The following is a 15,200-nucleotide window of genomic DNA, read 5'->3' as shown; positions in this document are numbered from 1 at the left end:
ACTAAAGCTTTAACGTTGATTTTATAAAAGGAATTGTTAATTTTCTTTGTGCAGCCATTGAGGCATGGTCAAGTTTATCTAAAACATCTAATAATGCGCGCATATCACGGCTTAATCGCGTTAATAAAAAGCGTGCACATTCTTCGGTAAGTTCAAGACCACGCATATGAGCACGTCGAACTAAAGCTTCGGCTTTGTCATCATCACTCATTGAGCGAATTTGCAATGTCGTGCCCCATTTCAAACGAGATACTAAATCAGGTAAATTAATATGCAACATATCGGGTAATAAATCAGCTGTTACAACAAGGTATTTACCAGGCTCATTGAACCGATTGAAAAAGTTAAATAATCCCTTTTCCCATACATCATTTCCGGCCACCAGGTGCACATCATCAATACATAGCACATCAAGATTTTCGAGGCCTTCAAGTACAACAGGACCATAATCAATCACTTCACGCATCGAAAGCAGCATAGTTGATAAGCCACGCTCTTGTGCGTGAATACAGGTAGCATACAAAAGGTGTGATTTGCCAGAATCACCTAATCCACATAAGTAGGTATATTGAAATTTATTACTAAGCTTTGTAAACGCATCTTTAAGGTGACTAACTTCAAGAGAATTTTCGCCACCAAAATAAGAAGTAAATGTTTCATCATCAGGCAAAGTAACTGGCAATGCCATTTGCATTGGTTCTTGCACTGTGATTAAAGCCCCTTCCATTGATATTCAAGTTCGTCTTTGTTGACTACCTGATAAAAGTCACGAGGATCCTGATGGGCTTTAAAGGCAGTATCAAGCTCTAACGCTTTTCTGAAATCATTCATGCTGCCAGTATGATTTACTGTAAATTGCACTGCATCTGGAGTACGTACAGATATCACTGCTCGTGTAACAACACTTAAGCTTTCTAAGCGGCGTTTAGCGAATTCAATATCTACGAAGTTATTAATGCCTTTAAGATAAAAGGTAGCTGTAGCTATTTGGCCAATCATTGTAGGATCGATTGCATACTCTTGTGCTAAACCGCCCGCTAAACTGTCAATCATATCAGCAACAATTTGCTGCTTATCACCCATCAAACGATTAGTATCAAATAATTCTGCATTAGTAAAACGCCAATCAAGGATCCACGTTTCTGAATCAGCCTGTTGATACATTCTTGCGGTAATACTGCGCTCTGCGCTGTAACGGCTGGAAGCTTGCTCGACGGGCTCAGAAAAGTTACCCCATACTTCAGGAATGCCAACGATAGCGCGGTCTTGCAAATCTAGTAATGGTACAACTACAGGTAAACCACGACGATCTGCTTTGTCATAAATAAGTTGCTCAAGCTGCGGATACGACTCTTGTGTAACTAGTTCACGACGCCAATTATCTTCAATCGCTAACCAAATAGCCACTAATGGACGACGCGTGCCCCACAATGGCAAGCCTAGATCTTTAAGCAATGCATTAATTTTGTTAGCTTCAAACTTAACAACCAGATTTAAACTACCATCTGCTTTTTCGTCATATTCAAATTTGAGCATATAATCTGAAATGTCGCGGATACGCTGTTTAGCTACAGAGTTTTGATCAGCGCTTGTATCACCACTCACTTTCACCAATACATTTAGCAGCGCTTCACGACTTGCTGCAAAACGAGCATCACGTGATTTGTCCGCAACTTTGAGGGTATCTTGATATAAATTAGTCACTTCAACTGCAAAGCTTGAAGCACTCGAAAAAAATAATAATAAACAAATAAGTAATCTAGACACAGGCCATTAGTTCTTGCTTTTAAACTGATTTGATCCTAAATCAAAGCCATAAACAAAGCAAAGTTAATTTAATGAACGGCAGATGAGCGAATTGGGAGTTGCAAGAATAAAGCTTTAAGTCTAATCGTAGCCATGCATGTTTTATTATGGGCTTAATTAAGCACTGAAGTGCCTCCTACAAGGTTTTGTTGCTGAGGGAGACTCTTCACTAAACACCCCCACCGCTCAGCTGACATTTATTATCTGACGTCTGATGTCTCTGTGTTTCAGCTGACGTCTGACGGCTGAAAGCTGACAGCTCCCAGACGCAAAAAAGCCCGACTCTTTCGAATCGGGCTTTCTTTAATTTGAAGCCTGGCAATGTCCTACTTTCACATGGCAAATGCCACACTATCATCGGCGCTGTTTCGTTTCACTACTGAGTTCGGCATGGGGTCAGGTGGGTCCAAAACGCTATTGTCACCAAGCAAATTTGGTTTTAATTCGCTCATCTGAGCAAATTAATAAATCTGGAATTCTGATATCAAGTAAATGTCTACTTTAGTTTCTTAACTTCTGTCTGTTACGCTGTCACAAAACGCGTTTGGCGTTGTATGGTTAAGCCTCACGGGTAATTAGTACAGGTTAGCTTAATGGCTCGCACCACTTCCACATCCTGCCTATCAACGTTGTAGTCTTCAACGGCCCTTCAGAGACTTTAAAAGTCTAGTGAGAACTCATCTCGAGGCCTGCTTCGCGCTTAGATGCTTTCAGCGCTTATCAGTTCCGAACGTAGCTACCGGGCAGTGCCATTGGCATGACAACCCGAACACCAGCGGTTCGTTCACTCCGGTCCTCTCGTACTAGGAGCAACCCCTCTCAATTCTCAAACGCCCACGGCAGATAGGGACCGAACTGTCTCACGACGTTCTAAACCCAGCTCGCGTACCACTTTAAATGGCGAACAGCCATACCCTTGGGACCGACTTCAGCCCCAGGATGTGATGAGCCGACATCGAGGTGCCAAACACCGCCGTCGATATGAACTCTTGGGCGGTATCAGCCTGTTATCCCCGGAGTACCTTTTATCCGTTGAGCGATGGCCCTTCCATTCAGAACCACCGGATCACTATGACCTACTTTCGTACCTGCTCGACGTGTCTGTCTCGCAGTTAAGCTGGCTTCTACCATTACACTAACCGTACGATGTCCGACCGTACTTAGCCAACCTTCGTGCTCCTCCGTTACTCTTTGGGAGGAGACCGCCCCAGTCAAACTACCCACCAGGCACTGTCCGTAATCCCGATTAGGGACCAACGTTAGAACATCAAAACTACAAGGGTGGTATTTCAAGGACGGCTCCACAAAGACTAGCGTCTCTGCTTCAAAGCCTCCCACCTATCCTACACATGTAGGTTCAATGTTCAGTGCCAAGCTGTAGTAAAGGTTCACGGGGTCTTTCCGTCTAGCCGCGGGTACACAGCATCTTCACTGCGATTTCAATTTCACTGAGTCTCGGGTGGAGACAGCGTGGCCATGGTTACACCATTCGTGCAGGTCGGAACTTACCCGACAAGGAATTTCGCTACCTTAGGACCGTTATAGTTACGGCCGCCGTTTACCGGGGCTTCGATCAAGAGCTTCGTCCGAAAACTAACCCCATCAATTAACCTTCCGGCACCGGGCAGGTGTCACACCGTATACGTCATCTTGCGATTTTGCACAGTGCTGTGTTTTTAATAAACAGTCCCAGCCACCTGGTCACTGCGGCTCCCGTCCGCTTAGAGAGCAAGTCTCATCACAGATAGGAGCGTACCTTCTCCCGAAGTTACGGTACGATTTTGCCTAGTTCCTTCACCCGAGTTCTCTCAAGCGCCTTAGTATTCTCTACCTGACCACCTGTGTCGGTTTGGGGTACGATTCGGTATAATCTGAAGCTTAGAGGCTTTTCCTGGAAGTATGGCATCAACAACTTCACACCCTTAGGTGCTCGTCTCGTGTCTCAGTCTTAAGAGTCCGGATTTTCCTAAACTCTCAACCTACTCACTTTCACATGGACAACCAACGCCATGCTTGTTTAGCCTGCTCCGTCCCCCCATCGCAATTATACCAAGTACGGGAATATTAACCCGTTTCCCATCGACTACGCCTTTCGGCCTCGCCTTAGGGGTCGACTTACCCTACCCTGATTAACATGGGATAGGAACCCTTGGTCTTCCGGCGTGCGGGTTTTTCACCCGCATTATCGTTACTCATGTCAGCATTCGCACTTCTGATACCTCCAGCATAACTCCCGGTACACCTTCAACGGCTTACAGAACGCTCCCCTACCACTCAAACAAAGTTTGAATCCGCAGCTTCGGTGCATAGTTTAGCCCCGTTACATCTTCCGCGCAGACCGACTCGACCAGTGAGCTATTACGCTTTCTTTAAAGGATGGCTGCTTCTAAGCCAACCTCCTGGCTGTCTGGGCCTTTCCACATCGTTTCCCACTTAACTATGACTTTGGGACCTTAGCTGGCGGTCTGGGTTGTTTCCCTCTTCACGACGGACGTTAGCACCCGCCGTGTGTCTCCCGGATAGTACTTTACGGTATTCGGAGTTTGCAAAGGGTTGGTAAGTCGGGATGACCCCCTAGCCTTAACAGTGCTCTACCCCCGTAAGTATTCGTCCGAGGCTCTACCTAAATAGATTTCGGGGAGAACCAGCTATCTCCCGGTTTGATTAGCCTTTCACTCCTAGCCACAGGTCATCCCCTAACTTTTCAACGTTAGTGGGTTCGGTCCTCCAGTTGATGTTACTCAACCTTCAACCTGCCCATGGCTAGATCACCGGGTTTCGGGTCTATACCTTGCAACTAAACGCGCAGTTAACGCTCGCTTTCACTACGGCTACCCTAATCGGTTAACCTCGCTACAAAATATAAGTCGCTGACCCATTATACAAAAGGTACGCAGTCACCCTCGAAGGGCTCCTACTGCTTGTACGTACACGGTTTCAGGTTCTATTTCACTCCCCTCACAGGGGTTCTTTTCGCCTTTCCCTCACGGTACTGGTTCACTATCGGTCAGTTGGGAGTATTTAGCCTTAGATGATGGTCCACCTATATTCAGTCAAAGTTTCACGTGCTCCGACCTACTCGATTTCACTTAAGATGCATTTTCGTGTACGGGACTATCACCCTGTATCGTCAAACTTTCCAGAATGTTTCACTAACACATAATAAGCTTAAGGGCTGGTCCGGTTTCGCTCGCCGCTACTTCCGGAATCTCGGTTGATTTCTGTTCCTACGGGTACTTAGATGTTTCAGTTCTCCGCGTTCGCCTCGTTAACCTATGTATTCAGTTAACGATACCTGCAAGCAGGTGGGTTTCCCCATTCGGAAATCCTAGTCTCAAGCGCTTTTTACTAGCTTGACTAGGCTTATCGCAAGTTAATACGTCCTTCATCGCCTCCAACTGCCAAGGCATCCACCGTGTACGCTTAGTCACTTAACCATACAACCCAAACGGGTCTTTGTTAGTGACAGCTGTTAACTTCGCCAGAAGTTAATTCATCAAATAATGATGAGAATACTAAAGTAGATACCAATTAATCTTTCGATTAATGGCATATTTTTTACTTTTGAAAACTCTTTATAGATACAAGTATCTATAAGAATTTTAATATCAGCTTTCCAAATTTTTAAAGAGCATATTAATTAGTTAAACCAAGTGGTTTAGCTAACTAACAATCATCTGTGTGGACACTACGAACAAATAAGTTCTAAATCGTATAAGGAGGTGATCCAGCCCCAGGTTCCCCTAGGGCTACCTTGTTACGACTTCACCCCAGTCATGAATCACTCCGTGGTGAACGTCCTCCCGAAGGTTAGACTATCCACTTCTGGAGCAACCCACTCCCATGGTGTGACGGGCGGTGTGTACAAGGCCCGGGAACGTATTCACCGCATCATTCTGATATGCGATTACTAGCGATTCCGACTTCATGGAGTCGAGTTGCAGACTCCAATCCGGACTACGACGCACTTTAAGTGATTCGCTTACCCTCGCAGGTTCGCAGCACTCTGTATGCGCCATTGTAGCACGTGTGTAGCCCTACACGTAAGGGCCATGATGACTTGACGTCGTCCCCACCTTCCTCCGGTTTATCACCGGCAGTCTCCTTAGAGTTCCCGACCGAATCGCTGGCAACTAAGGATAGGGGTTGCGCTCGTTGCGGGACTTAACCCAACATCTCACAACACGAGCTGACGACAGCCATGCAGCACCTGTATCAGAGTTCCCGAAGGCACCAAACCATCTCTGGTAAGTTCTCTGTATGTCAAGTGTAGGTAAGGTTCTTCGCGTTGCATCGAATTAAACCACATGCTCCACCGCTTGTGCGGGCCCCCGTCAATTCATTTGAGTTTTAACCTTGCGGCCGTACTCCCCAGGCGGTCTACTTAATGCGTTAGCTTTGAAAAACAAGTCCGAAGACCCGAGCTTCTAGTAGACATCGTTTACGGCGTGGACTACCAGGGTATCTAATCCTGTTTGCTCCCCACGCTTTCGTACATGAGCGTCAGTGTTGACCCAGGTGGCTGCCTTCGCCATCGGTATTCCTTCAGATCTCTACGCATTTCACCGCTACACCTGAAATTCTACCACCCTCTATCACACTCTAGTTTGCCAGTTCGAAATGCAGTTCCCAGGTTGAGCCCGGGGCTTTCACATCTCGCTTAACAAACCGCCTGCGTACGCTTTACGCCCAGTAATTCCGATTAACGCTCGCACCCTCCGTATTACCGCGGCTGCTGGCACGGAGTTAGCCGGTGCTTCTTCTGTAAGTAACGTCACAGCTAAGTGCTATTAACACTTAACCTTTCCTCCTTACTGAAAGTGCTTTACAACCCGAAGGCCTTCTTCACACACGCGGCATGGCTGCATCAGGCTTGCGCCCATTGTGCAATATTCCCCACTGCTGCCTCCCGTAGGAGTCTGGGCCGTGTCTCAGTCCCAGTGTGGCTGATCATCCTCTCAAACCAGCTAGGGATCGTCGCCTTGGTGAGCCATTACCTCACCAACTAGCTAATCCCACTTGGGCTAATCTTATGGCGTGAGGCCCGAAGGTCCCCCACTTTGGTCCGTAGACATCATGCGGTATTAGCAGTCGTTTCCAACTGTTGTCCCCCACCATAAGGTATATTCCCAAGCATTACTCACCCGTCCGCCGCTCGACGCCAGAGGTGCAAGCACCTCTTCGTTTCCGCTCGACTTGCATGTGTTAGGCCTGCCGCCAGCGTTCAATCTGAGCCATGATCAAACTCTTCAATTAAAAGTTTTTTCTGTCCCGAAGGACATGCTCAATGAATTCTGAATTTTGATTCTTTCGAATCGAATTGACTGTGCTGAAACAAGTAAACTTGTTTCCGTTGGTCACTCAGTTCAATTGAGACTCTAAATTTGTTTGCGTCATCTAGCGAACTAGAATCGGCTGTTAGAACTCAATCTGTACGAGTGCCCACACAGATGATTGCTTTATATTGTTAAAGAACGTTGCGACGTTGTCGCTAGGGATGCGTATAATACATCCTTAATTTTTCGAGTCAACACTTAATTTTAAACTTTCTTTTTAGACCGTTTTAAACCGAAGTTTTACTTAACTCTCTGCTACGTTGTTCAGCGTCTTTCGTTGCTGCCCGCCGTGTCAGTGGGGTCGCATTATAGGGAGATGGATTTTTTACGCAAGCACTTTTTGCAGGTTTTTTTGCTTATTTTCAAATTAGCTAGATACCCACCAAATGCAAACAAGTTACTCACAAACAACTGTGGATAACTGACGTTTTTTAGCAGAATAACTAAACTCTCCTCACTTGTTATGGTAACTTGCGCCGCAGATTTTCCACTCGCTCACAAGGCAAGAAAAATGACAGACATTATAAATAGTATAAGTGGCCTCCTTTGGGGCCACATTCTGGTTTACCTCTTAATAGCTGCGGGGCTATTTTTTACACTTCGACTTGGTTTTATTCAATTCACGCAATTCCCGCATATGATCAAAGTTATGTTTCAGAGCCGACAAGGTTCTGGCGACGGCATTTCTTCATTCCAAGCATTTTGTACTTCATTAGCAGCTCGAGTGGGTACGGGTAATATGGCAGGTGTTGCCGTTGCACTTTATTTAGGTGGCGCAGGCGCAATTTTTTGGATGTGGCTTATTGCATTAATAGGTATGGCAACAAGTTTTGCAGAGAGTACCCTTGCCCAAGCATATAAAACGGTCGATGAAGAGGGCAACTTTCGTGGAGGTCCTGCTTATTATATGGAATATGGTTTGGGTAAACGTTGGATGGGAGTCATTTTCTCGCTTTGTCTCATTCTTGCTTTTGGTTTGGTATTTAATGCTGTTCAATCAAACTCTATAGCAGCTGCATTTAATGTCGCTTTTGGTATTCCAAACTATGTTGTTGGTATCGCCTTAGTATTAGGTTCTGGCATTATCATTTTCGGCGGCTTAAAAACCATTTCACGTTTTGCAGAAATGGTTGTGCCCTTTATGGCATTGGCGTATTTGTTAGTTGCACTTTATGTATGTGCCATGAACTACGATTTATTACCAAATGTATTTATGCATGTTATTAATAGTGCCTTTGGTATAGAGCAAGCAGGCGCTGGTGCTATTGGTTATGGTGTAATGCAGGCCATGATCCAGGGTATTAAACGTGGTTTGTTCTCTAATGAAGCCGGTATGGGTAGCGCTGCGAACGCTGCTGCAACGGCAACACCGAACCCACCGCATCCTGCCTCACAAGGTTATGTGCAAATGTTAGGTGTATTTGTAGATACAATAATTATCTGTACAGCAACTGCAGCCCTTATTTTATTATCACAACAGCTAATACCTGATTCAGGAGTAACAGGTATTGCGTTAACACAAGCTGCACTTGAAGAACATGTTGGTAGTTGGGGAGCAACGTTTGTTGCAATTGCCATTTTGTTTTTTGCATTTACATCTATTGTTGCTAATTATTCTTATGCCGAAACCAATTTATTGTTTTTAGAGCATAACCATGCATCGGGTATGTTGATCTTCCGATTACTAGTACTTGGTATGGTGATGTTTGGTGCTCTAGGCGAATTGCCACTAGTGTGGACCCTTGCAGATGTTTCAATGGGTTTAATGGCTATCGTTAACGTAATCGCTTTATTTATGTTATCGGGTGTCGTTATTTGGTTAGCGAAGGATTACAATACACAACGTAAAGAAGGTAAATTACCTACTTTTGATCCTTCGCAAAACAAAAAACTCGATCAAACCATTCCTAAAGGCGCGTGGCGCAAATAATCAAGTTTAATTAATGTTTAATTGGGGAGCGTTTGTGCTCCCTTTTTTGTATCTACTAACTTTTCAAAAACAGACAATATGAATGTAATTTGCTGTTCGTTAAGCTTTGACTCGAGTTGCATGACAAGCTGCTCTTTGATTTGCGCTTTTAATGTTTGTCTTTGCTTGGCAGTTAATAATGGCTGCGATTGTTGATGATAAGCTTGCACGGCAGTGAGCGTATCCATCACCACGTCATTATCAAAGTCAATTAACGCTGTTTTAGCATTACTGATAGCCCGTTCAGATTTTTCAAAGACTGTGGATACTTGACCAACAAGCACGCTGACTTCATGAATTTTAAGTACATCGTTAATGTTCGACATAATAATAGCAACAGGAATAAGTACTAATGAGATTGCTAAACATAGCCCAAACACTGCACCAACCCAGAACTGATTTAAACCACCTTTAAATTGCTCCATTATCTTTCCTTGATCCCATTTATTTAATTCCGTTGTACCAGTTCAAAGTTTTATACTGCAAACTTTTTAACTAATTTGAAAAAGAATAAGGAAACTATAAAGCTATTTAGTGAAATAAAAAACAATTAGATTAATTTATAAACTGAAGTGTTAATGAAATAGATAGGAGGTGTTGTATATAAATGGTGCCCGGGGCCGGACTTGAACCGGCACGTCCTTACGAACGAGGGATTTTAAATCCCTTGTGTCTACCAATTCCACCACCCGGGCATCGGGTCGCTCGTATGAGCATGTGGAGTATTATATGGAGGCGGAACCCGGAGTCGAACCGAGGTAGACGGATTTGCAATCCGCTGCATGGCCACTCTGCCATTCCGCCTTATCGCTTCCAAATAATTGGAGCGGCACACGAGGCTCGAACTCGTGACCTCAACCTTGGCAAGGTTGCGCTCTACCAACTGAGCTAGTGCCGCAAATTTATTTCTATCAGTGATTTGTCCGTTGGTTCACAACCTTGAAGGTTGCGATGCTAACGTTCTGGCAACTGAACTAGTGCCGAAAACTTGAGTCTTTATCCAATAAACTATTTAAGTTTAAATGGTGCCCGGGGCCGGACTTGAACCGGCACGTCCTTACGAACGAGGGATTTTAAATCCCTTGTGTCTACCAATTCCACCACCCGGGCATCGGGTTTGCTATTTAAAGCAAGTGGATAAAGTTAATATGGAGCGGCACACGAGGCTCGAACTCGTGACCTCAACCTTGGCAAGGTTGCGCTCTACCAACTGAGCTAGTGCCGCATCATATTAACTCTAAAAAAAATATTTTTAAAACTACATTTGGTGTTGTAGTTAACCACAAATGGTGCCCGGGGCCGGACTTGAACCGGCACGTCCTTACGAACGAGGGATTTTAAATCCCTTGTGTCTACCAATTCCACCACCCGGGCATCGGGTTGCTCATAGAGCTGCGTGGAGTGTTGATGGAGGCGGAACCCGGAGTCGAACCGAGGTGGACGGATTTGCAATCCGCTGCATGGCCACTCTGCCATTCCGCCACATTAGATAATTGGAGCGGCACACGAGGCTCGAACTCGTGACCTCAACCTTGGCAAGGTTGCGCTCTACCAACTGAGCTAGTGCCGCTTTCTTTATCTTGGGGGCTATGCCCTCTCAACACGGACGCATTCTACAGAGATTATTAAACGCGTCAATATAAAAAATGCTAGTTTTGAACTGTTTGCTTATTTTTTATCTAAAATGGTGTGTAATTATACGTTTAGGATCAATTTTTGGTCAATTCAGACCATGCGGCAACTAAATACTGCAACATAGAGCTTAGCGTCAAGAATGTTGCAATGTATAAAAGACCATAGCTTAAGTAGATCATCCATGTATCAAACTGCCAAATCAAACCAATAATGGCTAGCATTTGTGCCGCAGTCTTAAACTTACCCATGTTTGATACAGCCACGTTATCACGCTTACCCTGCTCTGCCATCCATTCTCGTAATGCAGAGATTACAATTTCACGGCTAATAATAACTAATGCCGGTATCGTCATATATAAAGTTTGGTAATGACTTGATAAGGCAACTAATGCCGCACACACCATTACTTTATCAGCAACTGGATCTAAGAAAGCACCAAAAGGCGTTGATTGATTTAAACGACGCGCTAAATAACCGTCAAGGATATCTGTGATTGACGCAAGCCAGAAAACAAACGCAGCTGCGAAAAACGCCCATGAAAAAGGCAAATAAAATATCACCAAAAAAATGGGGATAAGAAAAAGTCTAAAGGTTGTGAGTGTGTTTGGAATATTCCACATAACTACTTGGAGATGTCTTTTTTTCTATATTCGCACGAAGGCTACGCCTTGTCATGCAAATGATTAAATATCTTTTCAGCCATTTCAGGGCTGATCCCAGGAACTTGTTTTAATTGGTCTATATTAGCAGCTTTTACCCCTTGCATGCCCCCTAAATATTTTAATAATGCTTGTCGGCGCTTTTGTCCAACACCGTTAATTTCTTCTAATAATGATTGAGTACGTTGTTTTTGACGTTTATTGCGATGTCCTGCAATGGCAAAACGGTGCGACTCATCACGAATATGCTGAATCAAATGCAGCGCTGGCGCATCTGAATCAAGTGGTATTGTTTTACGTCCGCCATCAATTAATAAAGTCTCTAAACCTGGTTTTCGACTTGTGCCTTTTGCAACACCCACCAGCAATGGCATCTTATTATGTGGCCAGTTTTCAAAATATTGCTCAGCACGAGATAATTGACCTTTACCACCATCGATAAATATGACATCTGGAATTTTTTCTTCATCAACTACTTTGTTGTAGCGCTTGTTAAGTGCAAACTCCATCGCTGCGTAATCATCGCCACCAGTTATACCCGTAACATTAAAGCGGCGATATTCTTTATTATTTGGACCTTGTGAATCAAACACCACACAACTTGCAATGGTGTTTTCACCCATTGTATGGCTGATATCAAAACATTCCATGCGATTAATATCATCAAGACGTAATGTTTCTTTTAGTTGTGCATAGCGTTTATTGATTGAGTCCTGCGTACTTTGTTTTACGCTGATGCTGTTAAGTGCATTTTTATTAGCGAGCTTTAAATACTGCGCCCGCTCTCCACGATTAGCAACTTTTAAACTGACTTTACGCTCAGAGATTGCCGTAAGCGCTTCACTTAAAGGCTCACTTTCTTCAATACTGAATGGTAAGATAATTTCTTTGGCAATGCGCCCTGTTGCACCGGGTGCTAAATAATACTGACCTAAAAAAGAGGTTAGGATTTCTTCTTCACCAGAGTCTTTTGGCACTTTTGGAAAATAGGTTTTACTGCCTAGCACTTTGTGGTCGCGGATCATTAATAAGTGAACCGCATTTAATCCATTTAAGTGAGCAAAGCCCACTACGTCCATTTCAGCATGGTTACCTGAAATAGATTGTTGCTCCTGCATTTTCCTGAGCAACAAAATTTGGTCTCGTACTTTTGCAGCAAGCTCAAATTTAAGTTCTTTGCTAGCTTGTTCCATCTTTGCAATTAAATCGGCAATAACTTCATGGGACTTGCCTAATAAAAACTTACGAACAAAATCCACTTCTTGCTGATACTCACCATCGGAGATTTTATTTACACAAGGCGCTGAACAGCGTTTTAACTGATATTGTAAACATGGACGGCTTCTGGCTCTATAATAAGCATCTTCACATTGACGTACAGGGAAGATTTTTTGCATTAAACGCAAACTTTCAGATACTGCCCCCGCACTTGGGAATGGACCAAAATACTCGCCTTTTATTTTACGGCTACCACGATGAAAAGCTAGGCGTGGGTGTTTGTGAGCAGTTAACAGAATATACGGATATGACTTATCATCTCGCAACAAAATATTGTAACGAGGCTGATATTTTTTAATTAGGTTGTTTTCAAGTAATAAGGCTTCGGTTTCAGTGTTGGTCAGGGTGACTTCAATACTGCAAATATTGCTTACTAGTACACGCGTTTTGCTATCAGTAACATTACTTCGAAAATAACTACTTACGCGCTTTTTTAAGTTTTTGGCCTTACCTACATAAATGACTTGCCCTTCACTATCAAGCATTCGGTACACACCGGGTTCACTTGATAGTGTTTTGAGAAAACGGGCTGGTTCGAAATCAGACATTGAGCAAATTAATGCGAGCTATCAATGTCGATCATTTTGTGGCGAATTGCTAAATGTGTAAGCTCAACATCACCACCTACATTTAGCTTTTCAAACATGCGATAGCGATAGCTATTCACTGTTTTTGAACTAAGATTCAAACGCTCTGCGATATCTTGCGCTTTCTCACCTTTGGTGATCATCAGCATAATTTGTAATTCTCGCTCAGACAAACTCTGGAATGGGTTTTCATCTGTACGGCCGCTGACCTGTGCAAGGGCAATTTGCTGTGCTATTTCAGGTGCAATATAGCGTTGCCCTGCATTTACAGCACGAATGGCGTTAACCATTTCATCAGAACCGGCACCTTTGGTTAGATAACCGTGAGCACCAATTTGCATTACTTTACTTGGGAATGGATCTTCACAATGCACAGTAAGTACAATAATTTTTACATCTGGGCAGTAGCGGCAGATTTTCTTTGTCGCTTCTAAACCGCCAATACCTGGCATATTCATGTCCATCAACACGATATCAGGCGAATGTTGACGGCAAAATTGCACCGCTTCTTCACCGGTTTTAGCTTCACCCACCACTTTAAAACCACGAACATCATCAAGTATACGTCTGATCCCTGTCCGTACAAGTTCATGGTCATCAACTAAAAGTACATTAATCAATGGAACACCCTCAAATAACCCAAATAGCTGCTTTCGCACAATTTAATGTGCCACATTAGCACAGAAAAAGTGAAACGATAAATCAAAATATCGTTCCACTCATTAATTTTAAGCTGATGCTTTCTCGCTGAAACGATCAACCCATAAAGCAATGATACCATCACCTGTTACATTACAGGCAGTACCAAAACTATCTTGTGCTAAATAAAGTGCAATCATTAATGCAACAGCGCCTTCATTAAAGCCAAGCATACTTGTTAAAAGGCCCAATGCCGACATAACAGCACCACCTGGTGCACCAGGAGCTGCAATCATTACAACGCCTAGCATCATAATAAATGGCAACATACCAAACAATGATGGTACATCCATATTAGGAGATAAGAACATCACAGCCATCGCACACGTCACAATAGTAATTGTTGAACCTGACAAATGAATTGTTGCACATAAAGGTACCGTAAAGTTAGCAACATCTTCTTTTACGTTATTTGCTTTACTTGAGCGAAGTGAAACCGGAATAGTTGCTGCACTCGACATTGTACCTAAAGCAGTAAAATACGCGGGTAGCATGTTTTTTACAAGCTCTAATGGGTTTCGCTTTAGTAGCAGTCCTGTAGATACATATAAAACCGTTAGCCATAACCAATGCATAATTAATGCAGCCAGCAGAACAATACCAAAAGTTTGTAGTGTATCAACCACAGTACCAGCGACTGTCATTTCAGCAAATACACCAGCAATGTAAAAAGGTAAAGCTGGAATAATTACTTTTGCTAGTAAGCCATCAATCACATCACGGCCCTGATCAGACACTTTCTTTAAAGTATCAAGCTGTAACTGGCTCATTCCAATACCAAAAATGAATGCTGCAGCAAGAGCCGTCATTACACTCATTAGAGGTGGAATTTCTAAATCAATAAAGCTACCCACTTCTGTGGCGACTTCAGCTTCAAACGTTAAGCCCCCATCAAACAATGGGATCATAGCGCTGACAAGTAAAAACGCTAAGGTACCTGCAATAACGGTTGAACCATATGCAAAGCCAACCGTTTTTCCTAACAAGTGGCCTGACCCTTTTGGTAAGCCAGCAATACCTGATGCGATAAAAAATAAAATAATTAACGGAATGGTAAAGGTGATCAACTGACCTATTATTTCTTTTACTGTGTAAAGGAGTTCAACACCTGTTAGTGGCACATACAAGCCCACTAAAATACCGGCAACAATACCAGCAATTAATTTTAAAATTAAATTCATAACGATCACTTCAATTTTTAGGTGGTAATCTTTTACCACGTTTTAGTTTA

At 43.5% G+C, this 15,200-nt stretch carries 8 protein-coding genes, 8 tRNA genes and 3 rRNA genes; 1 reads left to right on the top strand and 18 read right to left on the bottom strand.

Annotation, left to right across the window (positions count from 1 at the left end; genetic code table 11):
- Position 1: 1 nt before the first annotated feature.
- The 5 genes from hda to J8Z25_RS06895 form a co-directional block, all read right to left on the bottom strand.
- Positions 2–712, bottom strand: a complete 711-nt coding sequence (gene hda / locus J8Z25_RS06915) for a DnaA regulatory inactivator Hda (protein WP_178927468.1) — start codon at positions 710–712, stop codon at positions 2–4.
- The gene (locus J8Z25_RS06910) at positions 712–1,767 is read right to left on the bottom strand and encodes a DUF2066 domain-containing protein (RefSeq protein ID WP_250661888.1); all 1,056 of its coding nucleotides are present in this window, start codon (positions 1,765–1,767) and stop codon (positions 712–714) included. The genes hda and J8Z25_RS06910 overlap by 1 nt, the downstream gene beginning before the upstream one ends.
- Positions 1,768–2,119: 352 nt before the next feature.
- Positions 2,120–2,234, bottom strand: a 5S ribosomal RNA gene (gene rrf / locus J8Z25_RS06905).
- A gap of 126 nt (positions 2,235–2,360) precedes the next feature.
- Positions 2,361–5,243 (bottom strand): 23S ribosomal RNA (locus tag J8Z25_RS06900).
- Positions 5,244–5,521: 278 nt separating this feature from the next.
- A 16S ribosomal RNA gene (locus J8Z25_RS06895) occupies positions 5,522–7,062 on the bottom strand.
- The 16S, 23S and 5S rRNA genes sit together here, the layout of an rRNA operon.
- 591 nt (positions 7,063–7,653) lie before the next feature.
- Between J8Z25_RS06895 and J8Z25_RS06890 the strand changes: the two genes are divergently transcribed.
- Positions 7,654–9,072 (top strand): alanine/glycine:cation symporter family protein, encoded by a 1,419-nt coding sequence (locus J8Z25_RS06890; RefSeq protein ID WP_130051799.1) that lies wholly within the window; start codon positions 7,654–7,656, stop codon positions 9,070–9,072.
- A 17-nt stretch (positions 9,073–9,089) separates the two neighbouring features.
- On the opposite strand, the gene J8Z25_RS06885 is transcribed toward J8Z25_RS06890, so the two are convergent.
- The 13 genes from J8Z25_RS06885 to J8Z25_RS06825 form a co-directional block, all read right to left on the bottom strand.
- Positions 9,090–9,536 carry a hypothetical protein gene (locus tag J8Z25_RS06885; protein ID WP_250661887.1) on the bottom strand — a complete coding sequence of 149 codons (447 nt, stop codon included), beginning with the start codon at positions 9,534–9,536 and terminating at the stop codon, positions 9,090–9,092.
- A gap of 183 nt (positions 9,537–9,719) precedes the next feature.
- Positions 9,720–9,806: transfer RNA gene (locus tag J8Z25_RS06880), tRNA-Leu, on the bottom strand.
- 35 nt (positions 9,807–9,841) lie between these two features.
- Positions 9,842–9,915: transfer RNA gene (locus J8Z25_RS06875), tRNA-Cys, on the bottom strand.
- Positions 9,916–9,933: 18 nt separating this feature from the next.
- Positions 9,934–10,009: transfer RNA gene (locus tag J8Z25_RS06870), tRNA-Gly, on the bottom strand.
- Positions 10,010–10,134: 125 nt separating this feature from the next.
- A tRNA-Leu gene (locus J8Z25_RS06865) sits at positions 10,135–10,221 on the bottom strand.
- 39 nt (positions 10,222–10,260) lie between these two features.
- Positions 10,261–10,336, bottom strand: a tRNA-Gly gene (locus J8Z25_RS06860).
- 62 nt (positions 10,337–10,398) lie between these two features.
- Positions 10,399–10,485, bottom strand: a tRNA-Leu gene (locus J8Z25_RS06855).
- Positions 10,486–10,519: 34 nt separating this feature from the next.
- Positions 10,520–10,593: transfer RNA gene (locus J8Z25_RS06850), tRNA-Cys, on the bottom strand.
- Between the two features lie 12 nt (positions 10,594–10,605).
- Positions 10,606–10,681, bottom strand: a tRNA-Gly gene (locus tag J8Z25_RS06845).
- Between the two features lie 139 nt (positions 10,682–10,820).
- Positions 10,821–11,366, bottom strand: a complete 546-nt coding sequence (pgsA, locus tag J8Z25_RS06840; RefSeq protein ID WP_130051801.1) for a CDP-diacylglycerol--glycerol-3-phosphate 3-phosphatidyltransferase — start codon at positions 11,364–11,366, stop codon at positions 10,821–10,823.
- Between the two features lie 41 nt (positions 11,367–11,407).
- Entirely contained in the window at positions 11,408–13,231 is a 1,824-nt protein-coding gene (gene uvrC, locus J8Z25_RS06835) for an excinuclease ABC subunit UvrC (RefSeq protein WP_250661886.1), read from the bottom strand.
- Positions 13,232–13,239: 8 nt separating this feature from the next.
- Positions 13,240–13,890, bottom strand: a complete 651-nt coding sequence (gene uvrY / locus J8Z25_RS06830) for a UvrY/SirA/GacA family response regulator transcription factor (RefSeq protein ID WP_054553647.1) — start codon at positions 13,888–13,890, stop codon at positions 13,240–13,242.
- 108 nt (positions 13,891–13,998) lie between these two features.
- Entirely contained in the window at positions 13,999–15,150 is a 1,152-nt protein-coding gene (locus tag J8Z25_RS06825; protein WP_054553767.1) for a dicarboxylate/amino acid:cation symporter, read from the bottom strand.
- Positions 15,151–15,200: the final 50 nt, after the last annotated feature.

Origin of the sequence: Pseudoalteromonas sp. SCSIO 43101, from assembly GCF_023650775.1 — a bacterium.
Lineage (GTDB): Bacteria > Pseudomonadota > Gammaproteobacteria > Enterobacterales > Alteromonadaceae > Pseudoalteromonas > Pseudoalteromonas apostichopi.
This window is presented reverse-complemented; position numbering and strand designations above follow the sequence as displayed.